Genomic DNA, 25,179 nt, shown 5'->3' with positions numbered 1-25,179 from the left:
CCCCGCGGTTCGCCCTTGACCCAGGTCAGGTGCGGGGTGACGGACCGTAGCTGAAGCCGCGTCGCGCCCACGGGCGCTGCGGGTGCGACGCGGGAGACGGCAGCCACGGATCCGCGGCGGGACACAGGCAGGCAACGCCGCCGGCCGTTTGCAGGCACCATAGGGGGCTTGATCCGCCACCGGTTCGTTCATGTCCGCCTTGCCCCCGTTTCTGCGTCGCCCCAGTCTCGTTACCCGCATCGTCATCGGCCTGCTGCTGGGCATCGTGGTCGGTCTTCTGCATCCACCGACCGGCACCGCGCTCGGCCTGCTGGGGACCGTGTTCATCAGCGCCCTGAAGGCGGTCGCGCCGGTTCTGGTGCTGGTGCTGGTGGCCGCTGCAGTCGCCGGGCATCGCGGTGGCGGCACCCACATGCGCCCGGTGCTGATGCTCTATCTGGTCGGCACCATCGCCGCCTCGCTGGTCGGCGTGTCGGCCAGCTTCCTGTTTCCCAGCACGCTGGTGCTGGACGTCGGCGAGGCGGCCAGCCGGGCCGCACCCGGTGGCATCGGCGAGGTGCTGCGGACGCTGCTGATGCAGGTGTTCGACAACCCGGTCAACGCGCTTGTCAACGCCAACTACATCGGCCTGCTGGCCTGGGGCATCGGCCTGGGCCTGGCGCTGCGGCACGCAGGCGAGGGCACGCGGACGGTGCTGGCGGACTTCGCCGCGGCGATCACCGTGCTGGTGCAATGGGTGATCAAGCTGGCGCCGATCGGTGTGTTCGGCATCGTCGCCTCGACCCTGGCCGATGCCGGACTGGGCGTGCTGCTCGACTATGCGCACCTGCTGGCGGTGCTGGTCGGCGCGATGCTGGTGGTGGCGCTGGTGGCCAATCCGCTGATCGTGTTCGCGGTGACCCGGCGCAATCCGTATCCGCTGGTGCTGACCTGCCTGCGCGAGAGTGGCATCACCGCGTTCTTCACCCGCTCGTCGGCCGCCAACATCCCGGTCAACCTGGCGTTGTGCAAGCGCCTGCAGCTGCACGAGGCGACCTATTCGGTGGCGATCCCGCTGGGCGCGACCATCAACATGGCCGGCGCGGCGATCACCATTTCGGTGCTGACCCTGGCGGCGGTCAACACGCTGGGCATCGCGGTGGACCTGCCGACCGCACTGCTGCTGAGCGTGGTGGCGGCGATCGGCGCCTGCGGCGCCTCCGGCGTGCCGGGCGGCTCGCTGCTGCTGGTGCCGCTGGCCTGCGGCCTGTTCGGCATCGACGACAGCATCGCGATGCAGGTGGTGGCGATCGGTTTCGTGGTCGGTGTGGTCCAGGACTCGGCCGAGACCGCCCTCAACTCCTCGTCCGACGTGGTGTTCACCGCGGCCGTCTGCGAACGCGCGGCCCGCTGAGGGAACGCGTCAACGGAGCCGGAAGGTCGTCCGACACACGGCACGGCCCACCGGCGATGCGGCGTGCCGTGGTCGTGCGTGAGGTGACGATGACAGCGCGCGCGTGGGCGTCCGGCGCGGCATGGTCATCAGGCTGCAGTGCCGGGGCCACCGGCGATGCCGATGGCCCCGGTGAGCGTCAGCGCGCTCCGCCCTGCGACTGGGCGTCCTGCTGGCGCTGCGCGTCGGCGCTGCGGGCGGTCTCTGCCGCACGCTCGCCCTGCTGGGACTGGAACGCCTGGCCCAGCGGGCCATCGGAGAAGCGCGAGAGTGCGTCCTTGAAGCCGTTGCCATCCTGGTTGCGGGCCGCACGGAGCAGATCGTCCAGCAGCGAGGCCTTTTCCGGCTTGTCCGCCGCGGCATCGCCCTGCTGCGGCGTCGCCGCCGTCCTGCTGCGCTCGAGCGCGCTGTCCAGCGCGGCGTGGGTGGCCGGACCGACCAGCCCGTCGACCTTCAGGCCGTTGGCCTGCTGGAACGCACGCACCGCTTCGTCGGTGCGCTGGCCGAACACGCCGTCCGGCTGCAGCGGCTGCCCGCGTGCGTCGCGGATGCCCAGTGCCTCCAGCTTCTCCTGCATGCCGCGCACCGCATCGCCACGGCTGTCCTCGCGCAGCACGCCGGCGTTGGACTGCGGTCGCCCGCCGCCGCCGGCCTCCTGCGCGCGGCCCTCGTTCCAGAAGCGTTCCGGGCTGATGATGGTGCCGTTGGGATCGCGCAGCTGGTAATGCACGTGCTGGGCGTACTGGTTGGCGCCTTCCGGGCCGCGGCCGCCCATGGTGCCGATCGGATCGCCGGCGGCGATCGTCTGCCCGGCCGTGACCTGCCGGCCCTGCAGATGCAGGATCTCGTGCGAATTGCCCTGCGCATCGCGGATCTTGACCGTGCCGAAGTCGCCGCCGGAGAAGGTCACGGTGCCCGATACCGGGCTGTGCACGGTGGGGTGCTCGCGGTTGATGCCGGTCTGGCCGCCGACGTAGTTGAAGTCGGTGCCGCCATGGTTGCGATGGCCGCGGTGCTCGCCGTAATGGCCGGTGATGTGCGGGCTGGTACCGCCCTGCGGCGGCAGCATCACCTGCATGGTCTGCTCGAACGAACCCGACCGCGTGGCGACGGCCTCGGCCGTCTGCGTGGCGGCCGGCTGGCCGTCGTTGCCGCGTGCCGGCGCCTGCACCGGTTCGCCGAGGCGGCCGTTGGCCAGGTTCTGCATCAGCTCCGGCGTGATGTCGCGCTCCCAGCGCTCGAAGCGCTGGGAGCGGTCGGCCAGCCCGTTGGGCGGGTTGCGCCCGTTGATGGCGGCACCTGCGGCGCGCGCATCGTCACGCGTGGCCTCCGGCACGTTCTGCTGCCAGTACCAGGTCGCGATGCGTGCCGCGTTCTCGGGCTGCGCGGCCAGCTCCGGCTGGCGCACCAGATCCAGGTCCAGCGCTTCGCCGGCGGCCTCGTACTGGTCCTTGCCGGTCAGCTGGATGTAGCCGCGTCCGCGGTAGCGGTAGCCATCGCCTGGGTCGTCGTTGCCCATCCGCCCGCCGTACATCAGCTCGGCCAGGCGCTCGGGGCGCCCGCCCAGCGCTTCCAGGCGCGCGGCCTCGAGCGCCTCGGGGCCCTGGCGCAGGGCGGACTGGACGTTGGCGCTGATCTGCCACGATCCCTTGGTGTAGCGGAAGCTCTCCTCCAGGCGGGACAGGCCACCGGATTCGTGGCCGACCTGGGCCATGAAGTTGGCCAGTTCACGGCGGTCGGTGATGCCGGCCGCATACGCGTCGCGAAGCAGCTGCTGCTCGCGGTCATTGGTTGCCATGGTGTAACTCCTCGTTTCTCAGCAACGTACGAATGGCGGACCCGTCCTTGTCCGTGCCTTCTCCTTCACTCCAGTGTCGCGTTCCTCGGCAGGGTGGCCGGATCGAACGCGGCGAATGTGACCTGGCCCAGCTCCTCGCCGGTCAGCTCGATCTGTTCCTGGCGCTCGGTCATCGTGTCCGAGGCGCCGCGGACCACGCGCTCGAGCAGCCAGTCCTTCTGCCCGGGCGCATAGCGGAAGATGTAGTTGTCGAACCAGCGCTCGCGCGAGCCGCCGGACACGGCGATGGTGAGCGTGCCCGCCTCGATGCGCGAGAACGCATACGGATCGCCGACCGCGCCGCCGCAGGTCGCGCAGGGCACCATGCGCGCGTTCTCCGCGGCCCTGGTCAGCGCGCCGCTGCCGTCGCGGGTCAGCAGGATCACGCTGCGTGCAGGGCCTTCGCCCCCCGAGGTCGCGGCGCCGGTCGCCGCCGGTGCGACCACCAGCAGCGTGTCGTCGCTCCCGCTGCCGGTCAGGTCGCCCTTGACCGTGTCGACGATGCGCGCACCCTCGGGAACGAAGCGGTTCAGATCATCCATTCGTGCGGCTTCCGTCTGCGTCTGCGGGCCGCCCTTGCTGGCGGCCTCGGTGGTGGGAGCGGGTGGGGCGCCGGCGTGGCCGGCATCGGTGGGCTGTGTGGCATCGCAGGCCGCGAGCGTGCCGAGCAGCGCGAGCGGGAACAGTCTGACGAGATGCATGGTCACCTCCGTCGGTTGCGGGTTCAGATCGATTCGTCGACGACGCGCTGCAGCTGCCAGCACGGCGCCTGGCGGAACTCGTAGGTCTGCTGGTCGCTGGTATCGGGGGTGTGGATCCTGATCCGCATGCCGCCGTCGGCGATCGGGGCGATCTCATGGCGGCGTCCGGACGTTTCCAGCCCGGTCAGGTCCGGCATGACCGGCCAGGTGACATCGTCCAGCGCGACCTGCTCGGTCACGCGGCGGGGCTCGGGCTGGGCCTGCGCGTCGTAGCGCTCCATCGTGAGCGGGTCGGCGGTGGTCAGCTCCTGGAAGGAGATCTCGCGACCGAACCGCTGCGCGAACGCTTCGAAGTCGGTGATCGGGCAGTCGCTGGCCGGTGCGGTGGCCGCGGTGCCTGCAGGGGGCGCGGTGGCGGGCGTTGCCGCCGCCGGCTGCGGGGCGGCCGCGGCATTCTCGGCGGAGGTCGGCGCGGGCTTGCAGGCAGCCAGCAGGCTCGACAGCGCCAGCAGGGCCGGCACTGCCAACGCATGCAGGCGGAAGCTACGGTGATCGTGCATGGACGTCCTCATCGGGGTGGAGCGATCGGGGGCGGTGCGCCGCAGCGCCGCAGCGTGGACGCTGGCGCGTGAAGCCGGCGGCCAGGGATGAACACCGGACCCGCGATCCGCAGGGGGTGCGACGGCGGGACGCCATGACGTGCCGGATGCCCGCAGACAGGGCAGGGACGGCGACAGGCGGTCGATGGTGGCGGGAGTCCGGTTGACCATGCATCCGTACGTGGCGGGGGACATGAAAAAGGACGGCAGCGATCCGTTTGCACGGCCGCTGTCGTCCCCTGGCGCGACTTTGCCATCGGCCGGTGTCGACAGCATGTGTTCCAGTTCGCGTTTTCCGACGCGCGTGCAGGTGGATGCCGCCATGAAGACCCTGCGTTCACGAACGTGGAGATGGCCTGCAACAAAAATTTAATGTGCGGGCCGGCGTCCCGGCCTACGCCCAATGGACGGTGGGGGCCCCGGGCGGCGCCGGGTGCGGCTCTGCTACGCTGTGCCGCTTTCCGTCAGGGGGCTGTCCGGTGTCCGTTCTGTTGTATCTGCGCATCGGCGCGATCCTGCTGCTGATCGCCGCCAACACGCTGCTGCACGCCTTGCCATTGCTGACCGCCGGGGTGATCAAGGCGGTGATGCCGGTCCGGCCGATCCGCATGGTCTGCAACCGGATCCTGACCGGGCTGGCGGAAAACTGGATCGCCGTGAACAGCGCGATGATCGCCGCGTTCACCCGCACCCGTTTCAGCATCGAGCAGGAAGGCACGCTGCAGCGCGACGGACATTATCTCGTGCTGGCCAACCACCAGAGCTGGGTCGACATCCTGGTGCTGCAGAAGGTGTTCAACCGGCGTGCGCCGTTCCTGCGTTTCTTCCTGAAACAGTCGCTGTTCTGGGTGCCGGTGCTGGGCTTGGCCTGGTGGGCGCTGGATTTCCCGTTCATGGGGCGCTACACCCGCAAGCAGATCGCGAAGAATCCCGAACTGGGCCGGCGCGACATCGAAGCCACCCGCCGCGCCTGCGAGAAGTTCCGTGAGATCCCGGTGTCGGTGATGAACTTCGTCGAGGGCACCCGGTTCACCCCGGCCAAGCAGGCCGGCCAGTCCTCGCCGTACCGGCACCTGCTCAAGCCCAAGTCCGGCGGTGTGGCGTTCGTGATCGACGCGATGGGCGATGGCCTGCACGCGATCCTGGACGTGACCATCGCCTACCCGGGCGGGCGGCCGTCGCTGGTCGATCTGATGGCCGACCGCGTCCCCGAGATCCGCGTGCTGGTCCGCCAGCATCCGATCCCGGCCGAGCTGGCCGAGGGCAACTACCAGGAAGACCGCGCGTTCCGTGCCCGCTTCCAGCAGTGGATGAACGGGCTGTGGCAGCAGAAGGACGCGGACATCACGCGGATGCTGGACGAAGGCGGGCGGCGTTCCTGATCCCGTCCACCGCCGGGGCAGGCCGCGGGGTCGTCCACGTCATCGTCGGCGGCGCTGACACTCGGGAGTGCCGCGTCGCGTGTCCTGCGACGCGGAGGCCCCAGCCTGTGTGGTCCTGCGCGCCAGCCGGATCCGCCGATGCCCGGCGCGGGTACCCGCCACCGGCGCTTTTCCGGACAATAGGCCGATGATCGAACCCGCAAGCCCGTCCTCCGCCGGACAGCCAGCCGCGTCCGCCGGGGACGGCGACGCCACGCGCACGCTCACCGAGGCGCTGAAGGACGGCGTCCGCCAGACCTACCAGACCCTGCAGGCCAACACGCCCGGCTTCATGCCGCGCCGCGCGCAGCGGCAGATGATCGGCGTGGCCTCGCGGGCGCTGGCCAGCAGCGGCGGGGTGGCGGTGATCCAGGCGCCCACCGGCGTCGGCAAGAGCCTGGGCTATCTGAGCGCCGGCGTGCCGATCGCGCTGGCCAGCAAGCGCAAGCTGGTGATCAGCACCGGCACGGTGGCGCTGCAGTCGCAGCTGGTCGAGCGCGACATCCCGGCGTTCCTGAAGTCCACCGGGCTGGAGGCCAAGGTCGCGTTGGCCAAGGGCCGCACCCGCTACCTGTGCCCGCGCAACGCGATGGAACTGCATGCCGGCCCCGGCCAGGCCGGGATGTTCGGCGATGCGCCGCCGGAAGAGGGCGAGCGCCTGTACGAGCGGCCGCCGACGCCCTTCGAGATCGAGGCGGCCGGCCGCCTGATGGAGGCCTACAGCGACCACATGTGGAACGGCGACCTGGACGATGCGCCGGAGATCGTCAGCCCTGCGCTGCGTGGCCACATCACCACCCCGGCCTCGGGCTGCGCCGGGCGGCGCTGCTCGCATGCGGCGCAGTGCCCGGTGATGAAGGCGCGCGCCAACGTGCGCGACGCGCAGGTGGTGGTGACCAACCACGCGCTGCTGCTGTCCTCGCTGTCGCTGGGCGATGTCGAGAACGGCCAGCCGCTGCTGGCGCCGCCGGGCGAGATGCTGCTGGTGCTGGACGAGGGCCACCATATCGCCAGCGTCGCGATCGACCAGGGTGCGGCGCAGCTGGCGCTGGGCGACACCGCGCGCCAGGTCAACCGGATGCAGACCCTCATCGCGCAGGCCTACCGCGCGATCGACAAGGACAGCATCGCCAACCTGCTGGCCAGCGAGGCGATCGAGCTGGCCACGGGCCTGTCCAAGGCATTGAAGGCCTTCCGCAGCGACCTGGAGGCGGCGTGGACGCCATCGCCGGACGACCGCGACCCGACCTGGCGCGCGCCGCTGGGCAGGCTGCCGGACGACTGGATGCCGGCGATCGAAGCGCTGGCCGACGACACCCGCAACCTCTACAACTGGGTCCACGCGACCCAGCAGCTCGCGTCGAAGATCAAGCCGGACGACCCGCAGCGCGAGCGCCTGCTGCGCAGCATCGGCCCGGTGCTGGAATCGATGGAGATGCAGCACGCGTTGTGGTCGGCGTGGCGACGCGAGGATCGTGAGGGCGCGCCGCCGATGGCACGCTGGCTGGGCGTGGACCGCGATGGCGACCTGCATTGCCACGCTTCACCGGTGTCGGCCGCGCAGGTGCTGCGCAAGCTGATCTGGAACGAAGTGGACGCGGTGGTGATGACCTCGGCCACGCTCACCGGCGGCAGCGATTTCCAGGCCTTCGCGGTCGAGAACGGCCTGCCCGACCATGCCGAGATGGTGTCGCTGGAATCGCCGTTCGACCTGCGCCGGCAGGCGCAGCTGGTGGTGCCGCGTTTCCCTGTGGCGCCGGACGATCGCGAAGGCCATCCGCGCGAGGTCGCCCGCTACCTGGTCGAGGAGCTGGACTGGGGCAAGGGCAGCATGGTGCTGTTCACCTCGCGCTGGAAGATGGAGAAGGTGGCCGAGCTGCTCCCCGAGGCGCAGCGCAAGCTGGTGCTGGTGCAGGGCAACACCAACAAGAGCCAGATCGTGGCCGAGCACCTCAAGCGCACCGGTGCCGGGCAGGGCTCGGTGCTGTTCGGCCTGAACTCCTTCGGCGAGGGCCTGGACCTGCCCGGCGAGGCCTGCACCACGGTGGTCATCACCCAGGTACCGTTCGCGGTGCCGACCGACCCGCAGACCGCGACCCTGGGCGAGTGGCTGGAAAGCCGCGGCCACAACCCGTTCACCCTGATCGCGATCCCGCATGCGCTGCGCACCCTGACCCAGTTCGCCGGCCGCCTGATCCGCACCTCCAGCGATACCGGCCGGGTGATCATCCTCGACTCGCGCCTGCTGAGCCGGCGCTACGGACAGAAGATCATCGACGCGCTGCCGCCGTTCGAGCGCGTGATCGGCTGAGGCGGCGCCGGGTCCTGCACTGAAGCGGTGCAGGACCCGGGGGCGTCGTGCTTGAATAGCGGCCGGTGCGCCGGGGAGGCCGCATCGCCGGTCGGATGGGGGATCCGACGTCCTGCTGGAAACCGAACCGGTGTCGATGTTCTGGATCGCTGGCGTTGCCGCGGCGCTGCTGGTGGCGATCCTGGCGCTGCTGATCGCCTGGCGCGCGCGCGACGCTGAGCCACCGGTGCGCTCACCTCGGATCGCGCCGGTGCTGCCCGATTACGATGTCGGCCGCTGGCTGCTGCCCGAGGGCGATGACGCCGCGCCGGCCGGCGGCGATGGTGGCGGCGAGGCCACGCGCCGCGTCGAGGCGCTGACGCCCGAGCGGGCGCGTGCGCTGCTGCGCGAGGTGCCGTTGCGGGTGTTCGCGCTGATGCCGCCGGATCCGGCGACCCTGCCGGCGGCCGAAGGCGTGCAGGCCGGCATCGCGGCCAGCGTCGCCGCCACCCTGGCCAGGCTCGACGCCGACGCGCGCCATGTGCCGCGCCGGCCGCAGCTGCTGCCCCAATTGACCCGCGCGATCAACGATCCCCGATCCACCGCCCAGTCCATCGCCGGCATCCTCGGCCAGGATCCGGCCCTGGCGGCCAACCTGCTGCGCGTCGCCAACAGCGTGGCGTACCGGCGCCGGCCCGAGCCGATGGAGAATCTGGAGCGCGCGGTGGCGCTGCTGGGCAACGACGGCCTGCGCCAGATCGTGATGGCTGCGCTGCTGCAGCCGGTGATCGACGACGACGGCAGCGTGCTGGGACGCTGCGCGGTGGCGTTGTGGGAACACACGCTGCTGGCGGCCGCCGCCGCCGCGGGGTATGCCGCCGACAGCGGCGAGGACCCGCACGCCGCGCAGTTGCTGGCGCTGCTGCACGGGCTCGGTTCGGTGGTGGTCGTGCAGGTGCTGCGCGACGCCTACGCCAGGCGTGTGGCGGTGGCGCCGGATGGCGGGGTCGTGGCCGGGCTGCTCGATGCCTGGGCCGCGCCGGTGGCGCTGCGCATTTCCTCGGGCTGGGCGATCTCGGAGCGCACGCGGCAGGCGCTGGCCGCGTTCCAGCCGTTCGACGCCGGCGCCGACGAGCCGCTGCTGGTCGCGCTGCGGCATGGCCGGCTCGCCGCGGCGCTGCAGCTGCATGCCGCCGGCGAACCGGCCCCGGCCGCGGAGCCGCAGGCCGGGGCCTGATCGGCGGCATCGCCGCCAGTCCGCACGCGCGGCGTGGACCGTGGTGGCATGTGCCCGCCGATCGCTGCGCCAGTTCCGTCAGTGACGTCGCCGGGGCGCTCCGCTGCGCATCGGCGCGTGGCGCCATGCGCCGACGCCGTCGGTTGCCCGGGCGAGCGCGCTCAGGGCGTGCCGTTGCAGCCGTGCTCGCGGAAGCCGGGGCGCAGCATCAGACGCGCGTGATAGGCAGCCACCGCCGGCAGCGGCGGATGTGCCAGCGGCGTTTCGTACCAGCGGTTGACCGACAGCCCGAGCGCGATGTCGGCCAGGCTGAAACCGGGACCGGCGACATGGCCGCCACTGCGTGCCAGGTGCGCATCGAGGATCCGCATGCAGCGGGTCCATGCCTGCAGCGAGGCGTCGACCCGCGCGAGGTCGCCATGCGCGGCGGAGCGTCGCACCAGGTGCTGGAAGGCGTAGCTCCAGGCTGGATTGAGCTCGGCCGCCTGCCAGTCCAGCCACTGGTCGACACGGGCACGCACCTGCGGTGCCTGCGGATACAGGTCCCCGGCGTCCGCACGGTTGGCCAGGTAGCGCAGGATGGCGTTGGATTCCCAGAGCACGAAGTCGCCGTCGCACAGCACCGGCACCATCGCGTTGGGGTTGAGCGCGACGAAATCGGGCGCGTGCGGATCGCGCACGCCACTGCCCCAGTCCTCGCGCTCGAATGGCAGGTCCAGTTCCACGCAGGCCCACAGCACCTTGCGGACATTGATCGACGTCGATTTCCCGAGAATGCGCAGCATCGGAAGGTGGCGCTGTGGAGGGGCCCGCATCATTCCATGCCGGCCGTGCGCGGGGCCAGCGATGCGCCCGTGCGGCGTCGGCTCAACGACGCTGTGTGGCATCCAGGCAGGCCGGCGTTGCGTCGGCGATCCGCCGTGCCTGCTCGCTCTGCTGCGGGCCCGGCGCGACGAAGGCGGCGACGCAGGGTGTCGCAGCCAGTGCCACCGGCACCAGGTAGGAGGTGCCGCGGGTCGGTGCCTGTGGATCCTCCCAGGCCAGATAGCGCAGGACCAGCACGTCCGGCGCGAAGGCATCGGCGTCGCCGCTGCCACGCCATTCCAGGCGGCCGGCGATCTCGCTGAAGGCGCCGTTGCGCTGCTCCGGCAGGCGCAGGCTCGTGAAATCGCTGCCGGGCCGACGCACCAGCAGGTTGTGGCGGCCGTCGGCCTCGACCAGGCGCACCGAAAAGCCGGCGGGGCCATCGCATTCGCTCAGGCGATAACCGCCTTCGTCGCGCTGCGTTTCCAGCGTGCGGCAGGCGGACAGCCCGGTGTAGATCGAGCGGCGACCGGCATCGCGCCGGTCGTCGGATGCGCTGGATGCCTGTGCCGGAACGGTTAGCGGCGGTGGCGACGCATCCGCGTGCGGGGCCCGCGTGCTGGAGGCCGTCGGCGCGGAACCGCTGGCGGCGTCCGGCGGGGCGTCGCGCTGGCAGCCGGCGCCGGACAGCGCCAGCAGCAGGCCGGTCGTCGGCACGAGATAGCGGGCGATGGCGGGCATGACGCGGCTCCAGTACGGGATCGCCGGCAGTGTGTCCGTCCTGGCGCGAACGGCGCGTGGCGAGCCGATGCCGGGCCGGAACGGCACGATGCGCGCGCCCGCGGCGATGGCGCCGTCATCCGGTGCCGCGCGACACGTGCGTCGCCGCCGATGCCGCACCGTCCTGCGGGAGGCCGTTGCAGGCGTGTGCCGTGGCGTGCTCGCGACGTCTCAGTCCAGCGCGTCGAGCACGCGCGTCACCACGCCTGCAGATCGGGCGTCCAGCGCAGCACGATGACCAGGTCGTGCTCGCGGTCGATGTAGACATGGTTGCCGCCGAAGCCCGACGCCCAATACGCGCTCTCCGGCGCCGCCGGGATCGCGGCACGGCCGGTGTTGAGCCACCACAGGTAGCCGTAGTCGGGCTTGACCGGCGAGGGGCGGGTGGCCTCGTCGATCCAGGCGCTGGACAGCAGGCGTCGGCCGTTCCAGTCGCCATCGCGCTCCATCAGCAGGCCGAAGCGCGCCAGGTCGCGGGTGCTGACCACCAGACCGCCGCCGAAGTGGCCGCCGCCGGATACCGCCTGCATGCGCAGGCCGTCGATGGTCACCCAGGAGTTCTCGTAGCCCTGCCAGCGCCACGCCGCGGACGCGCCGATCGGGTCCATGATCCGGCGCCGCAACAGCTGCGGCAGCGGTTCGCGCTGGACTTCCATCAGTGCCAGCGCCAGCAGGTTCACGCGCACGTCGTTGTACTTGTAGTGCGTGCCCGGCGCGTGCAGTGGCCGGTTGGCCGGGTCGTCGCCTTCCGGCCGGTCGGCCCAGTCGTGCACCTCCCACAGGGTGCCGCTCCAGTCCGAGGTCTGCTGCAGCAGATGGGCCCAGGTGATCGCGCCGTTGTGCGGCCCGTCGAACAACGGACCCGGCACGTCCACCGCGACGCGGTGCTGCATGTCCGGCAGCAGGCCGTCGTCGTGCAGCAGGCCGGCGGTCGTGGCCAGCACGCTCTTGGCCACGCTGAAGGTCATCTCCGGCCGCGTGGTGTCGCCCCACTCGGCGACGATGCGGCCGCCACGCAGGATCATGCCGTTGGCGGTGCCGCGGCGGCCGACCGGCCCGAGGATGCGGTAGTCCGGCTCGCGCGGGCCGAACGACTGCAGCAGCGCGTCGCGCAGGTCGGCCGGCTGCTGTTCGCCATGCTGCGTGGCCCAGGCGACCGCGGCGTCCAGCCGGGCCGGATCGAATCCCGCCGCCGCCGGCGCCTGCCGCGCCCAGTCGTGGCGTGTCGGCACGTAATCGGCCGCCAGCGCGGGGGCGCCGACCAGGAACAGGCAGGCGAGCAGGGTCAGGCGTGGGATCGGCAGCATCGGGGAGCGCATCCGCTGGAGGTGAGGGGGCGTGCAGGATAGACCCCGCCATGCCCGCGCATGAAGTCGTGCGCTGCGGCGCTGGTGGTGCAGGCGGGTTTACAATCGCCGTCGCCCATCCGATGAAGTCCGCACCATGCGCAACGCCCTGCAGGAACAGCTGCTCAAAGCCGGCCTGGCCAAGAAGTCCAAGCTCGACCAGGTCGCGCGCGAGCAGGTCAAGCAGCGCCAGGGCAAGGCGCCGGCGACGCCGAAGGATGCCGATGCGGTCGACGCCGAACGTCTGCGCCAGGAGCGGGTCGAGCGCGACCGCGCCCTGCAGGCGGAGCGCAACGCGCAGCAGCGCGAGGCCGAACAGCGCGCCCAGGCGCGCCAGATCGTCGAGCAGGGCAGGGTCGCCGCGGAAGGCGAACTCGATTACCGCTTCACCGATGGCGCTGCGATCCGCAGCATCCTGGTCGGCGACGCGCAGCGTCGCCAGCTGGCCAAGGGCGCGCTGGTGATCGTGCGTGCCGGCGAAGGCTATGCGATGGTGCCGCGCGCGGTGGCCGAGAAGGTCGAAGCGCGCGATGCGACGCTGATCGTGCTCGACCACGCACGCACATCCGCGGCCGCGGCCGAGCCGGTCTCCGAGGACGATGCCTACTACAGCCGCTTCGTGGTGCCGGACGATCTGATCTGGTAAGCGCGGCGCACGTCGAGCGTGCGTGTTCTCCGGTGTTTCCCGCGTCTTCCGCGTGCATGCGCACGGGTACAACCAATCGCGCGCGACAGCATCGCGTTTGCATGTCGCGGCCGCGCTGGGTAAGGTGGGTCCACGCTTTTTCGATACCGCTGTTCGATCTCACCGTGTGTCGTCCGGTGCTTCTCCGTATCGATCCCCTTCCTTTCCCCCAGTCCAAGGAGACCCTCCATGGAAATCGCCGACGCGCGCGTCGCCAGCATCCACTACACCCTGACCGACGACGAGGGCCGTGTCCTCGACCAGTCGCCGCAGGCCCAGCCGCTGCGGTACCTGCATGGCGCCGGCAACATCGTGCCCGGCCTGGAACAGGCGCTGGCCGGCAGGAAGGCCGGCGATGCGTTCAAGGTCGATGTCGCTCCCGAACAGGCCTATGGCGCACGCAACATCGGCCTGGTGCAGGAAGTGCCGCGCACCGTGTTCCAGGGCATCGACACGATCGAGCGCGGCATGCAGTTCCGTGCCGAAGGCGGGCAGGGCCCGTTGCTGGTGACGGTGGTCGAGGTCGGCGAGAGCACGGTCACCATCGATGGCAACCATCCGCTGGCCGGCCAGACCCTGCACTTCGCGGTGGAAGTGGCCGACGTGCGCGACGCCTCGGCCGAGGAACTGAAGCAGGGCCAGGTGCAGGCCGCCTGACTGCCTGACTGCATCCTGCTGCGCCCGGTTCCGTTGCGAACGGGACCGGGCGCGCTGCGGGCGCCTGCTCAGCGGTTGCTGTAGCTGGCGTTGCCCAGCCCGGTGCCGATGGTCAGCACCGCCCAGCGTCCCGCCTTGTGCATGCGGGTACGCTCGCTGAGTCCCTGCACGACAGCGTCGTTGTGCATGACCACGCGCGGCCGGCGACGGCCGATCGGATCCAGGCGTTCGGCCAGCGCCGCAGGCAGGTTGAACGGCGATTCCCAGTCGCCTGGCAGGTTCTGCGCGCCCTGCGGGATGCTGCCGTCTGCCTCGATGCGGCCGGGGCAGGCGATGCCGATGAAGGGCGCCAGCGAGATGCCGAGCGTGCGCGCCTGCGCGATCAGTCCATTGAGCATCGCCGCCAGGCGCGTGATCGCCTCGCCGCGGTCGGGCTCATCGTCGGCGTGGCGCCATTGCAGCCGCTCCAGGACGCGCGCCTTGGCGCCATCGGCGTCCTTGTCGATGCGGTGCTGGACGATGCCGCAGCGGATGTTGGTGCCGCCCACGTCGACCGCCAGGAACGCCTCGTGGGCATGCACCGGTTCGGGCAGCAGCGGCACCCAGCCGAGCAGCCCGCCTTCGTCGGCGTGGTGGCGCAGGGTGTACAGGTCCACGCCGGTCCTGGCGAGCTTGAGCAGGCGGATCGCGCGGCGGATCGCCAGCCCGCCGGCCTCGTTGTCCGGGAAGCCGCCGCCGAGCACGATGCGCTCCACACCTTCCCACTCGGGCTGGGCCAGGAACACCTGGACCACGTGGAACAGGCGCCGCGCGTACTCCTCGACGGCCAGGTGCACCAGATGCGCGGCATCCGGGTCGCCGCCGATCAGCACCAGGTCGATCGCCTTCTTGCCCAGCTCGCGCGCCGGCGTGCGCTTGCCGAACGGATCCTTGCCGGTGCGGTGGTGGGCGCGCGCGGTATCGAGCAGTTCGCGGAATGCGGTCTGGCTGGCGCGGTCGCCCAGAAACCCGTCGCCGTCCGGATCGCGGATGGCGAGGTTGTAGTTGTCGATCGACAGACCGGGCAGCCGGACTGCATCGTGGTTGCCGCGGTCGTCGCGTGCAGCGGAGCCGGTGCGTTTGCCCATGGCCTGACGTCCTGGAAAGGGCGCTCAGGCTAGCTGCGGCCGGGTGAGGGACGGATTCACCGCACCAGCGGCCTGCATGCAACAGGTCGACCCGGCGCGGCGGCCCTGGGGCCGTCGCTCGCCGGGTCGGCGTCGGAAGGGCGCGGTCATCGGCCCGCAGGTCGATGGCGCTTCTTCAGTGGGGCGCGTTACTCGAGTTCGGCCGGAGCGGCAGTGCCGCGTGCCGCATCGCGCTCGGCGCGCTTCTTGGCGTCCTTCTCGTCCTTCTTCTTCTTCTTGGCCAGCTCGCGCTGGCGTTTTTCGAAGGAATAGTTTGGCTTGGCCATCGGGTCTCCTTGAGGATGTGCACGCCCCGGACAGGGCGCAGGTCGGAATCAGGCGCCGCCCTTGCCGCCTTTCTTCGCGGGTTCGTCCACCCGTGTCAACACGCGGGTATTGCCGAGCACTTCGATCCGCCCGCCGGCCTTGCGGAACGCGGCGAGGTCGCGGTTGATCTGATCGCTGGTCAACACGCCGACGGCCTTGCTGGCGGCGGAACTGCGCTGGGTGGACTTGCGGCTGGACATTGCGTCGTTCTCCTCGTTCTGGAGCCGGGGGGACGCCACATGGCGGACAGCGGGCCAGTGGCAGGAAGCACCACGGCGGCCCCGGCCGACGTGGCGGAAGTGCAGGGCGGACCAAGCTGCCGCCCGGGATGTCGCGCTGCGGTCGATCCGGCCCGTGACGGGGCGGTGCGGCGCGTGGAGCGTGGCGCGTCTGGAGGGCGAGCCGGTCGTGACGACCTGCGGTCCGCCAGGGTGCGGGATGAGGGGCGCCGGCACGGGGGGCCGGACGCGACGGGTGCCGCGCGCTCGATGCGCTGGCCTGCCCCTATCTTGGGGCGGCCCGCGACAAACACAAGGCGCGGCATCTTTGCGTCTCACTGCATGGTGAGAAGCTTTGGATGGCGGAGCTCCGCGCGGCGGCTGCGCTGTCCCCGGTGGGCGGCGTAGCATGCGCGTCGGGGCGGAGGGGACGGACGACCATGAGCGGGACCGGCAGAACGGTGCGGGCCAGCCGGCCAAACGATGCCGACGCATCGCGGCGCAGCCGGCGTGCGTGCCTTCTGCTGCTGGCCACCGGAACGATCATGCTGGTCCTGGGGCTGGCCTGGGGGGCGTTTTTCGCCTGGCGCGGTGCGGTGGTGGTGGCGCTGGCCGAACTGCTGCTGGCGCTGCTGGGCGTGGCGGTGATCGTGACCGCACGGCACGGACATGGGCGCGCCGCGTCGTGGATGGCCTTCATCGGGCTGTTCGTCTACGTCTGCCTGTTCTCGGCGCTGCTGGACGTGCAGACCGCGGCGATTCCGCGTTCCACCCACCTGTTCCTGCTGGTGCTGGCGGCCTGCGCGCACCACGTGTTCCGCGCCGAGCCGGCCTGGCTGCGCTTTGGCTGCATCGGCCTGTTCCTGGCTGCGTTCGTGGTGTTCGCGGCGATGCCCGAGGGGGTGCCGGGCGACTTCGCGATCAAGGACGGCGTGCGCCGGGTGGGCATCTGGGTGAACCTGGTCAGCGTGGTCGCCAGCCTGCTGGTGGTGCTGCACCTGGAGGAGAGCCAGAGTGCGGCCAACCGGGCCCTGCACCGGGCGCTGCGCGACGCGCTGGCCGAGCGGCGTTTCGAACTGTTCTACCAGCCGCAGATCGATGCGACCGGCATGGTGGTCGGCGCCGAAGCGCTGCTGCGCTGGCGCGACCCCGGGCGTGGCCTGGTCGCGCCGGATGGCTTCATCCAGGCGGCCGAGGAAACCGGCTTCATCCTGCCGCTCGGGCAATGGGTGCTGGCCAGCGCCTGCGAACGCCTGCAGGCCTGGCAGCAGCGACCGGAGCTGGCCCACCTGCGGCTGTCGGTCAACGTCAGCGGCCTGCAGCTGCAGCAGCCGGAGTTCGTCGGCCAGGTCCTGGAGGCGCTGCGTCGCAGCGGGGTGCCGGCGTCGCAGCTGACCCTGGAACTGACCGAGAGCGTGCTGCTGGGGGACATGGCCGATGCGGTGGCCAAGATGCGGGCGCTGGCCGACGCGGGCGTGCGCCTGTCGCTGGACGACTTCGGCACCGGCTACTCCTCGTTGTCCTATCTGCGGCGCATGCCGCTGGCCGAACTGAAGATCGACCGGACCTTCGTCGCCGAGATTCCCCACGACGCGCAGGCGGCCAGCATCGCGCGCACCCTGCTGCAGCTCGGCCGCGACCTGGGCGTGGACGTGATCGCGGAGGGCATCGAGGACCCGGCCCAGCACCGGTTCCTGCAGGCGCAGGGCTGCGGCCTGTTCCAGGGCTATCTGTTCGGCCGGCCGGTGCCGGTCGACACGTTCGAGCGCCAGCTCGCGGCGATGCCCGGGCGCGACGGCGGCGACCCGGGCTGAGCCGGCTCAGCTGCCGGCGATCGCGCCGAGCCGTTCGCCGACATCGCCCGGCACCCACAGCTCGTGCCGCGCCCGGGTCATCGCCAGATAGGCCGCATGCACCGGCTGGAATCCGCGCAGCTCGGCGGCATCCTCGAAGCAGCACGGCGCCATCGCCACCACGGCCGATTCCAGGTTCTTGGCGTGGTCGAGCAGGCCCAGCAGCAGGTCCGCGCCGGTCTCGTCGACGGCCGCGGCAAACAGCGCCAGCAGGTCGCGCTCCTCGAAGCCGCGTTCGAACAGCCGGATGATCCGCTGCAGGCCCTGGCGTTCGAGCCGCGCGCCCAGCTGCGCCCAGTCGCTGCAGCCGCTGACCCGTTCGCCCGGGCCGAGCCGGTCGCCGCGGTGCAGGGCCAGGCCGCGGCGCACGCTGCGCTCCAGCCAGATCCGGCTGGCCGGCAGGAAGGCGTAGCGCGCGCCGGCATCCTTCAGCCGCAGGCCGGCTTCCAGCAGCGCCCACTCGTTGCCGTACAGGCGCAGCCCCGTGCCGGGCAGATCGGCTGCCGCGGCGTAGTGCCTGCGTCGGGTGATGTGGTCGCCGCTGGCGAGGAACGACACTTGGATGCCGCGCTCCGGCGCCAGCTGCAGGGTGTGTTCGATCAGCCGCTCCGCGCCGACGCCGGTGCGCAGCGAGGTGCCCATCGTCAGCTGCTTGGCCTGCGCGCTGCGCGGCATGCGGCCGCGCAGGCGCTGGTGGGGATCGCCCATCAGCACGTGGCCGCCGGGATAGGTGTCGAACAGGCGCCGCCATGCGTGCGACAGGTCGTGCGCTTCGTCCACCAGCAGGGTGCCGTATCGCAGCGCGATCCGCGCATCGGCCAGCACCAGCCACTTGGCCAGGTGGTCCAGGCTGACGTCGAACACGTGGCCCGGCAGCGGCTGTGGCTGGAACATCGCCCGCCACAGGCGCAGGCCGGCGGCGACCAGCAGGGCGGCCGGCACCTCGTCGGGCAGCCGCACGCGACGGAAATGCGATGCCTCCAGGGCCGGATCGGCGGTCTGGCACCAGGCATCGAGTCCCTTCCGTGCCAGCCGCAGCACCGCTGCCGGCGACAGCCGCCCGGCGGCGGCGATGCCGGCGACCTCGGCCTGGCGCTCGGGCGGATAGCCGGACGGCACCACGCGTGGTGCCTGCGCGAGTCCGCTGGCCTTGGCGTGGTCGCGCGCCAGCGCGTGGCCGAGTTCCCACACGGTGAGCGTGCGCAGGCCGCTGTCCGCGGCGGCACCGGCATGGCGGCGGAATCCGTGCAGGTGGGCGCGGGTCGGCGCGATGTAGGTGAAGCCACCGTTCAATGCCTGGTCCAGCGCATGCACCAGGAAGGTCTTGCCGGTGCCGGCATAGGCGTCGATGGCGATGTGTTCGCCCGCGCCTGCGGCGATCACGCGCGCGGCGACCTCCTGGTCGCGGGTGCCGCGCAGCGCGGTACGCACGCGGACGGCCAGGTCGCCGTCCGGACCGGCATCGGGCGATGCACCGTCGGCGGGAAACTCGACCGTGTAGTCGGACAGGATCGCGCGGCACGCGGTCTGGAAGTGATCGCTGTAGCGGCCGTCGCCATCGGACCAGGCGTCGCCGGCCATCTGCTCGGCCGAGGCCAGCAGCAGGCCATGGTCGGCCAGGCGCGCGACCAGGTCCGCGGTGTCGCCCCCGGCGAGCGCCGCGCGCGCGTCGCGCAGGGTGGCGGCACCGGCGTCCGGATCGGCAGCGAACAGCGCCATCGCCTGCGACAGCAGCATGCCCAGCCCGGCGCTGCCTGCCTTGCCTTCCAGCCGCAGCAGCGCGGCGAACAGCGCGGCGCGTTCCACCGGCAGCGCGGGGATCGTGCCGGCGTTGAGGAAATCGGACAGCGTCTTGCGCGTCAGCGGCAGGTAGTAGGGGACAGCCATCGCGGAAGTATGGGAGCTGCGTCCACGGCTTTGAAGAGCGGAGCCGGGCGCCGTGGGGCGTGCGGTGCATAGAATGGCTGCCCGTTCATCTGTCGCGGTGGTGCCTTCCCATGTCGATGCGCTGCGTCGTGTTCCCGTTTGCATTCGCCGTCGCGGCCGCGACCGCTCCCATCGTGCAGGCCAGCGACGCGGTGTACGCCGATGCCGCCGGGCTGCAGGCCGACCTGGTGCAGGTGCTGTCCTGCGAGGCCGGGCGCGCGCAGTTCATGCGCGTTGCCGATGCGCTGATGGCGCTCGATGGCGATGCCGAGCTGCCGACGGCGCTGGACGGCTGGCGCCGGATCGAGGGCGACAACCCATTCATCGTCGAACTCGCCGCACCGCAGCCGTTCGCGCTGTTCGGCCAGACCAGCGACCGCATCGTGATGGCCGGCCAGGGGCTGCTGGCGGTGCTCGAGGGCGAGCAGCTCGAGGCGCTGTCACGGCAGCTGGCGCTGGCGCCGAGCGCATTGCCGATGACCGGCCATATCCGCGTGCGCGACGTGCGTCGCGATGCGCTCGGCGATGGCGTGTCGGTGCAGGTCGTGCAGACCGCCAGCACCCTCACCAGCCATCCGGGCAGCACCCTGGTCGGCTGCGAATACCGGCTGGCGTACTGAGCGGCGCACGCACGGACATGGGGCGCATGTCGCGGGAGCGGCCGTCGCAGGCTGGCGGCGGCGTGCTGGCAAGGCACCGAGCCGCGCAGCGAAGGCCTGCCGGTCGCGCGCATGCAGTGCCGGCGGGCCGCCGGTCTGCATCCTCGCGCCGCGCAGCTCCTTCATGCAGTTCCGCATCGACGGGCGCCCGGCGATGGTGCCTGCGCTGAAGCACACGTCGCGTTGATCGATCGCCTCTGCGCCGCATGCGAGCGCGCGTGCGGCCAGCGGGATGTCCCGGGTGACGACGAGATCGCCCGGCCCGATCGTCCGCCCGGCCCCCGCCCATCGCGTCGTCGGCGGCGTCGTAGCGGCCTTGGATCCGCAGTGCGCGTATGACGCGCGCGGGCGAAGTGCGCAGCCACTGGTTGACGATCTGGGGCAGCGACACCTGCGCGCGCCGGCCGCGCGGACCAGGATGTCGCGGGTCACCGCGCGGCAGGCATCGGCATCGGCCGGATAGGGGGTGGTGGGCGCGGCCATCGGGGCTCGGCGGCCCGCGCGGCCCGCAATGCAGGCGCCTGCGCTCGGACGTGCCTCCAACCCTGGTGCCGCCAGGTGCATCCAACGGATTTCCGTCCGCGCCGCAGGTGCATGCCATGTCCATGTCCATCCGTTGCTGTGCCGCCTGGCTGCTCGCCGCGGTCTGCGTGCCCGCGCACGCCACGTTCTCGATCGCCGCTTGCGACGCCGGCGGCGATTGCGGGGTTGCGGTCGCCACCCACAATCTGGCGGTCGGCGCCTCGGTGCCGTGGGCCCGGGCTGGCGTCGGCGCCCTGGCCAGCCAGTTCGAGACCAGGCTCGCGCACGGGCCGCGCGGCCTGGACCTGTTGGCGTCCGGTCGCAGTCCCGCGCAGGCGCTGCGCACGCTGCTGGACGAAGACGCCGGCGACGAGGACGGCGGCATCGCCGAGCGCCAGGTCGGGCTGGTCGATGCGCGCGGGCGCAATGCCCAGTACACCGGCGCGACCGCGGCGCGATCGCACTGGGCGGGCGCGTCGGGCGATGGTGGCACCAGCGTGCAGGGCAACGGCCTGGTCGGGCCGGAGGTGCTGGAGGCGATGCACGTGGCGTTCGCGGCCACGGAGGGCCCGCTGGCCGGGCGCCTGCTCGCCGCACTGGACGCCGGCCAACTGGCCGGTGGTCAGCGCGGCGGCCAGCTGTCGGCGGCGCTGCTGGTGCGCACGCGGGCCGGCGGCTGGAACGACGTCGACCTGCGCGTGGATGCCGACGTCGACGCGGTCGCGCGCCTGGGCCGGCTGTACCGGATGCGGCTGTCGCGCAGCGCGGTTGCACGGGCCGAGCGGCTCTATGCCGCCGGCCACGCCGATGCCGGTCGGCGCGCGGTGAGCGAGGCGCTGGCGCTGGCCGACGGCTGGGACCGCACCTGGGCGCGCGCGGCGCGGCTGGCGATGCGCGAAGGCGATACCGCGCTCGCACGCGACTGCCTGGGCGTGCTGCATGGCCTCAATCCGACGCTGGCCGGGATCGAACTGGGCGCGCCGCTGTTCGCCCCGCTGCGCGACGATCCGCTGGTCGCGTCCTGGCGGCAGCGGAAGGAACCGCCGATCGAGCCACCGCCGGCGGGCACACCGCCCGGCATCCGCTGATCCGGCGCGGACCGGGTGTGTGGATCGGGCCGGATGCCCCGGTGATTTGATGTCCCGGTGATTTCCGGCATTCGTTTCTGCCTGGCCGGTGCTGCACAAGCGGGCGAACCGGTGCCGGACAGGGCCTGCGGGGCGCCTGTCCGTCGTCGGAGCGTCGCCGTGACGCGTCACGCAACACGATCACCGCCGGTGACCGCCCGCGGTCGGTAGGATGCAGCGCAGTCCATCCAAGGCCCCCACATGAGCATCCGTCGCTATCTGCAGCTCGATGTCTTCGCCGACACCCGCGGCAGCGGCAATCCGCTCGGGGTCGTGCTCGACAGCGATGGACTGGACACGGCGTCGATGCAGGCGCTCGCCGCCTGGCTGAACCTGTCGGAGACGGTGTTCTTCCTGCCGCCGGACGCAGCGGGGGCGGACTACCACGTGCGGATCTTCACGCCCGGCAGCGAACTGCCGTTCGCCGGGCATCCCAGCGTCGGTGCGGCCTGGGCCGCGGTCGAGTGCCTCGGACTGCAGCCGCGCGACGGTGGCCTGGTCCAGCAGTGCGCGGCCGGGCTGCTGCCGGTGCGCGTGCAGGACGATGGCCGTGGCCGCCGGATCGCGCTGCGCAGCCCGGCCGCGCGCCGGATCGCCGCGGTGCCTGGCGATGTCCCGGCCGCGCTGCAGGCGATCGCCGATCCGCACTGCCCGGTCGAACTGTGGAACAACGGTCCGTCGTGGTGGCTGGTGGAGGCGACGGAGGCCGCGCAGGTCCGGTCGCTGCAGCCGGACTTCGCCGCGATCGCCGCCTGGACCGATGCCACCGGCGCCACCGGCGTGGCCGTGTACGCGCGCGAGGACCGCGACGGCCACGCGCTGGTGGTGCGCGCGTTCTGCCCGGGCGATGCGGCCAACGTGCCCGAGGATCCGGTGACCGGCAGCGCCAATGCGCTGATCGCGGCGCGGCTGGCCGACGCCGGCCGCCTGCCCGGGCGGGATGGCCGCTACCTGGCCAGCCAGGGGCGCGAGCTCGGTCGCGACGGCCGCGTGGAGCTGCTGGTGCGCGCGGTCGACGAGGTCTGGATCGGCGGTGCGGTGCAACCGGTGATCCGCGGCAGCGTGGACTGGCCCTAGCGCGGGTCCGCGGCCGCGGTGCCGGTATCGGGCCGGTCCTGCCCGGGGCGTCGCGCATCGGTCGCGCCCAGCCGCAGGCCGCGGCGGTTGCAGGTGTCGATGCCGTGGTAGACGCGGCGCGTGCCATCACGGAAGCCGACGCGCAGGTCCCGCAGGCAGTCGCCGGCCGGGACCGCGAGCGTGAGCGCGTCGCCACCGCCACGCAGCCGCTCGCCGATGGCCAGCGGGCGGAAGCGCTTGCCGCCCGGCGGCGCGATCTCCACCGCCACCACGCTGTCGCGGCTGGCATTGACCAGTTCGAAGTGACGGGCGCGCGCCGAGGCCGCGCCGTCGGCGGGCAGGGCGAGCAGGACGGCGGCGAGGGTGGACGCCGCGAGCGTGCAGGGGCTGGGCATGACGGATCTCCGATGGGCGGACGCGCAGCGCGTCCGTGGGCGCATCGGAGCGCCTGGGCCGGCATCGCGACACGGTTTCGGGACCAGTCGTCGTCGCGGCGGGACCAATCGCAGCGGCGCCGGTCGCGGGCTTTCCCGCCGACGCGGGCGACGCTTAGGATGCCGGCTGTTCCGGTTGCCGATGCCGTCGATGAACCCACGCCTGGATCGCCTGCAGACGCCGTCCCGCCACCTGGGGCTGGCGATCCTGATCGTGGTGTTCTCGGTGCAGGGCGTGCTGACCGACCTGTCCAACGGCACCATGTGGGAGCCCTCGCCACTGCGGTATCTGGGCGCGTGGACGATCCAGTGGCTGGCCTGGGTGCTGCTGGCGCCGCTGGTGTTCCGGATCGGCGAACTGCATCCGCTGGGCGTCCCGCCGCGGCTGCGTGCGCTGGGCATGCATGCGCTGGCCAGCGTGGGCATCACCGGGCTGGCGGTGCTGCTGGGGGCGCTGGTGTCCTCGGTGTTCGCGCCGGCTGGCGACGGCGACCAGGTCTGGCGGCTGGTCAACCGCCACGTCGCGGTCGGGCTGCCGGCCTACTGGGCGTTGCTGGCCTTCCAGCAGCTGCTGCTCGCCCAGGCCGGGCAGGCCCGGCGCGCGCTGGAGGCCGAGCGCATCGCGACCGAGCTGGAGCGCTCGCGGCTGCTGCTGCTCAGGACCCAGCTGCAGCCGCATTTCCTGTTCAACACGCTGCACGCGATCGTGACCCTGCTGGACGAGGACACGCCGGCGGCCGAGGACATGCTGCTGCGGCTCAGCGCGTTGCTGCGGGCGTTCCTGGAGCAGCACGAGGCGCAGGAGATCCCGCTGCACCGCGAGCTCGAACTGCTGGAGTTGTACCTGGGCATCGTCCGCCGCCGGTACGGCGAGCGCCTGGACACGCTGGTCGACGCCGCGCCCGACGTGCTCGACGCGGCGGTGCCCGGGCTGCTGCTGCAGCCGCTGGTGGAGAACGCGGTGCAGCACGGGATCGGCCGCAACCTGGGCGAGGACTGCATCGCGGTCCACTGCTGGCGCGATGGCGGCCAGCTGCGTATCGAGGTGCGCAACCGCAACAGCACGCTCGCCGCCGACGCCACGCACGACGGGCACGGCATCGGCCTGTCGAACACGCGGATGCGGCTGGCCGGGCTGTACGGCGCGGCCGCGCAGCTGCGCCTGTATCCGCTGGTGCCCGGCGGCGTTGCCTGCAGCCTGCGGCTGCCGCTGCGGCGGACCGGGCAGGATGCCAGCGCGCCGCAGCAGGTGCCGGCATGAACCTGCGCGCGCTGGTGGTGGACGACGAACCCATCGCGCGGCGTGCGGTCCTGCGGCTGCTGCGCGAGGACCGGCAGATCGAGATCGTCGGCGAGTGCGGCGACGGCGTGGCCGCGGTCGAGGCGATCCGCACGCAACAGCCGGACCTGGTCTTTCTGGACATCCAGATGCCCGGCATCACCGGCCTGGACGTGGTCGCCACGATCGGCGCCGCGGCGATGCCGGCGACGGTGTTCGTCACCGCCTACGAGGACTATGCGGTGCGCGCGTTCGACGCCAATGCGGTCGATTACCTGGTCAAGCCGTTCTCGCGCGACCGCTTCGGCCATACGCTGGACCGCGTGCGGCGCCGGCTGGCGGGCGCGGGAGGCGGCGTCGATGCGGCCTCGATGGCGCGCATCCTGCAGACCCTGGACGGCCTGCAGCAGCGCGAGCGGCACCTGGAGCGGATTCCGGTGCGGCACGAGGAGCGCGTGCAGCTGGTCGATGTCGCCACCATCATCTGGATCGGCGCCAACCGCAACACCGTGCAGCTGCACACCACCGGCGGCATGCACGAGCTGCGCGAGACGATGACCGCGCTGGAGGCCCGGCTGGATCCACGCCGCTTCGTGCGCGTGCACCGCTCGGCGATCGTCAACGTGACGCGGATCAGGGGCATCGATCCGTGGTTCAACGGCTATCACGTGGTGACGATGGACAACGGCCAGCAGCTGCGGATGAGCCGCTACCAGCGCGAGGCGTTCCTGCGCCTGGCCACGCTCGGCGACTGACCGGCACGGCGGCCGCGCACGGTCAGGCGGCCGCCTGGTCGGCCGTG

Annotated in this window: 23 protein-coding genes and 1 pseudogene; 12 read left to right on the top strand and 12 right to left on the bottom strand. The window is 72.0% G+C overall.

Annotation, left to right across the window (positions count from 1 at the left end; genetic code table 11):
* Positions 1-190: 190 nt before the first annotated feature.
* The gene (gene sstT, locus IB242_RS07455) at positions 191-1,393 is read left to right on the top strand and encodes a serine/threonine transporter SstT (protein ID WP_192277528.1); all 1,203 of its coding nucleotides are present in this window, start codon (positions 191-193) and stop codon (positions 1,391-1,393) included.
* 178 nt (positions 1,394-1,571) lie between these two features.
* Here the strand turns inward: sstT and IB242_RS07450 are convergent, their stop codons facing one another.
* The 3 genes from IB242_RS07450 to IB242_RS20420 form a co-directional block, all read right to left on the bottom strand.
* Complete coding sequence (locus IB242_RS07450; RefSeq protein ID WP_192277526.1) at positions 1,572-3,230, bottom strand: peptidoglycan-binding protein; 1,659 nt, start codon at positions 3,228-3,230, stop codon at positions 1,572-1,574.
* A 65-nt stretch (positions 3,231-3,295) separates the two neighbouring features.
* On the bottom strand, positions 3,296-3,970 hold the full coding sequence (locus IB242_RS07445) for a hypothetical protein (RefSeq protein WP_225540076.1): 675 nt from the start codon (positions 3,968-3,970) through the stop codon (positions 3,296-3,298).
* 23 nt (positions 3,971-3,993) lie between these two features.
* Positions 3,994-4,893, bottom strand: coding sequence for a hypothetical protein (locus IB242_RS20420; RefSeq protein WP_225540074.1), 900 nt, complete (start codon positions 4,891-4,893; stop codon positions 3,994-3,996).
* Positions 4,894-5,057: 164 nt separating this feature from the next.
* On the opposite strand from IB242_RS20420, the gene IB242_RS07435 reads away from it, so the two are divergent.
* The 3 genes from IB242_RS07435 to IB242_RS07425 all read left to right on the top strand — a co-directional run bounded on the left by IB242_RS07435 (position 5,058) and on the right by IB242_RS07425 (position 9,517).
* The gene (locus IB242_RS07435) at positions 5,058-5,951 is read left to right on the top strand and encodes an acyltransferase (protein WP_225540318.1); all 894 of its coding nucleotides are present in this window, start codon (positions 5,058-5,060) and stop codon (positions 5,949-5,951) included.
* 187 nt (positions 5,952-6,138) lie between these two features.
* Positions 6,139-8,301, top strand: a complete 2,163-nt coding sequence (dinG, locus tag IB242_RS07430; protein WP_192277524.1) for an ATP-dependent DNA helicase DinG — start codon at positions 6,139-6,141, stop codon at positions 8,299-8,301.
* Between the two features lie 136 nt (positions 8,302-8,437).
* Positions 8,438-9,517 carry an HDOD domain-containing protein gene (locus IB242_RS07425; protein WP_192277522.1) on the top strand — a complete coding sequence of 360 codons (1,080 nt, stop codon included), beginning with the start codon at positions 8,438-8,440 and terminating at the stop codon, positions 9,515-9,517.
* 161 nt (positions 9,518-9,678) lie between these two features.
* Here IB242_RS07425 and IB242_RS07420 read toward each other — a convergent pair whose 3' ends face one another.
* The 3 genes from IB242_RS07420 to IB242_RS07410 all read right to left on the bottom strand — a co-directional run bounded on the left by IB242_RS07420 (position 9,679) and on the right by IB242_RS07410 (position 12,408).
* Positions 9,679-10,302: a glutathione S-transferase gene (locus IB242_RS07420; protein WP_192277520.1), complete on the bottom strand. Its 624-nt coding sequence runs from the start codon at positions 10,300-10,302 to the stop codon at positions 9,679-9,681.
* A gap of 82 nt (positions 10,303-10,384) precedes the next feature.
* Positions 10,385-11,062: a hypothetical protein gene (locus IB242_RS07415; RefSeq protein ID WP_192277518.1), complete on the bottom strand. Its 678-nt coding sequence runs from the start codon at positions 11,060-11,062 to the stop codon at positions 10,385-10,387.
* A 236-nt stretch (positions 11,063-11,298) separates the two neighbouring features.
* Positions 11,299-12,408, bottom strand: coding sequence for a serine hydrolase (locus IB242_RS07410; protein WP_192277516.1), 1,110 nt, complete (start codon positions 12,406-12,408; stop codon positions 11,299-11,301).
* A gap of 136 nt (positions 12,409-12,544) precedes the next feature.
* Between IB242_RS07410 and IB242_RS07405 the strand changes: the two genes are divergently transcribed.
* Both IB242_RS07405 and IB242_RS07400 read left to right on the top strand, forming a co-directional pair.
* Positions 12,545-13,093: a DUF2058 domain-containing protein gene (locus IB242_RS07405; RefSeq protein ID WP_192277514.1), complete on the top strand. Its 549-nt coding sequence runs from the start codon at positions 12,545-12,547 to the stop codon at positions 13,091-13,093.
* A 228-nt stretch (positions 13,094-13,321) separates the two neighbouring features.
* Positions 13,322-13,789, top strand: a complete 468-nt coding sequence (locus IB242_RS07400; RefSeq protein ID WP_192277513.1) for a peptidylprolyl isomerase — start codon at positions 13,322-13,324, stop codon at positions 13,787-13,789.
* A gap of 68 nt (positions 13,790-13,857) precedes the next feature.
* Here the strand turns inward: IB242_RS07400 and IB242_RS07395 are convergent, their stop codons facing one another.
* From IB242_RS07395 to IB242_RS07385, 3 genes are all read right to left on the bottom strand, one after another.
* Positions 13,858-14,916: an ROK family protein gene (locus IB242_RS07395; RefSeq protein ID WP_192277511.1), complete on the bottom strand. Its 1,059-nt coding sequence runs from the start codon at positions 14,914-14,916 to the stop codon at positions 13,858-13,860.
* 188 nt (positions 14,917-15,104) lie between these two features.
* Positions 15,105-15,242: a hypothetical protein gene (locus IB242_RS07390; protein ID WP_192277509.1), complete on the bottom strand. Its 138-nt coding sequence runs from the start codon at positions 15,240-15,242 to the stop codon at positions 15,105-15,107.
* 48 nt (positions 15,243-15,290) lie between these two features.
* The gene (locus tag IB242_RS07385) at positions 15,291-15,482 is read right to left on the bottom strand and encodes a hypothetical protein (protein ID WP_192277507.1); all 192 of its coding nucleotides are present in this window, start codon (positions 15,480-15,482) and stop codon (positions 15,291-15,293) included.
* Positions 15,483-16,045: 563 nt separating this feature from the next.
* Between IB242_RS07385 and IB242_RS07380 the strand changes: the two genes are divergently transcribed.
* Entirely contained in the window at positions 16,046-17,314 is a 1,269-nt protein-coding gene (locus IB242_RS07380; RefSeq protein ID WP_192277505.1) for an EAL domain-containing protein, read from the top strand.
* Positions 17,315-17,320: 6 nt separating this feature from the next.
* Here IB242_RS07380 and IB242_RS07375 read toward each other — a convergent pair whose 3' ends face one another.
* Entirely contained in the window at positions 17,321-19,240 is a 1,920-nt protein-coding gene (locus IB242_RS07375; RefSeq protein ID WP_192277503.1) for a hypothetical protein, read from the bottom strand.
* A 110-nt stretch (positions 19,241-19,350) separates the two neighbouring features.
* On the opposite strand from IB242_RS07375, the gene IB242_RS20415 reads away from it, so the two are divergent.
* A complete protein-coding gene (locus IB242_RS20415; RefSeq protein ID WP_225540072.1) occupies positions 19,351-19,899 on the top strand; it encodes a hypothetical protein in 549 nt (182 codons plus the stop codon).
* Positions 19,900-19,977: 78 nt separating this feature from the next.
* On the opposite strand, the pseudogene IB242_RS20410 reads toward IB242_RS20415, so the two are convergent.
* Positions 19,978-20,421 (bottom strand): annotated as a pseudogene (locus IB242_RS20410) (DUF188 domain-containing protein); the annotation flags it as partial.
* 116 nt (positions 20,422-20,537) lie between these two features.
* On the opposite strand from IB242_RS20410, the gene IB242_RS07365 reads away from it, so the two are divergent.
* A complete protein-coding gene (locus tag IB242_RS07365) occupies positions 20,538-21,548 on the top strand; it encodes a DUF1028 domain-containing protein (RefSeq protein WP_192277501.1) in 1,011 nt (336 codons plus the stop codon).
* 240 nt (positions 21,549-21,788) lie between these two features.
* Positions 21,789-22,664 carry a PhzF family phenazine biosynthesis protein gene (locus IB242_RS07360; RefSeq protein WP_192277499.1) on the top strand — a complete coding sequence of 292 codons (876 nt, stop codon included), beginning with the start codon at positions 21,789-21,791 and terminating at the stop codon, positions 22,662-22,664.
* On the opposite strand, the gene IB242_RS07355 is transcribed toward IB242_RS07360, so the two are convergent.
* Entirely contained in the window at positions 22,661-23,059 is a 399-nt protein-coding gene (locus tag IB242_RS07355; RefSeq protein WP_192277497.1) for a hypothetical protein, read from the bottom strand. The genes IB242_RS07360 and IB242_RS07355 overlap by 4 nt on opposite strands.
* A gap of 190 nt (positions 23,060-23,249) precedes the next feature.
* Here IB242_RS07355 and IB242_RS07350 point away from each other — a divergent pair, with 190 nt between their 5' ends.
* Positions 23,250-24,359, top strand: a complete 1,110-nt coding sequence (locus IB242_RS07350) for a histidine kinase (protein WP_192277495.1) — start codon at positions 23,250-23,252, stop codon at positions 24,357-24,359.
* A complete protein-coding gene (locus IB242_RS07345) occupies positions 24,356-25,132 on the top strand; it encodes a response regulator (protein ID WP_192277493.1) in 777 nt (258 codons plus the stop codon). Before IB242_RS07350 ends, IB242_RS07345 begins: the two co-directional genes overlap by 4 nt.
* Positions 25,133-25,179: the final 47 nt, after the last annotated feature.

Origin of the sequence: Xanthomonas sp. XNM01 (assembly GCF_014851915.1) — a bacterium.
Taxonomy (GTDB): Bacteria; Pseudomonadota; Gammaproteobacteria; order Xanthomonadales; family Xanthomonadaceae; genus Pseudoxanthomonas.
This window is presented reverse-complemented; position numbering and strand designations above follow the sequence as displayed.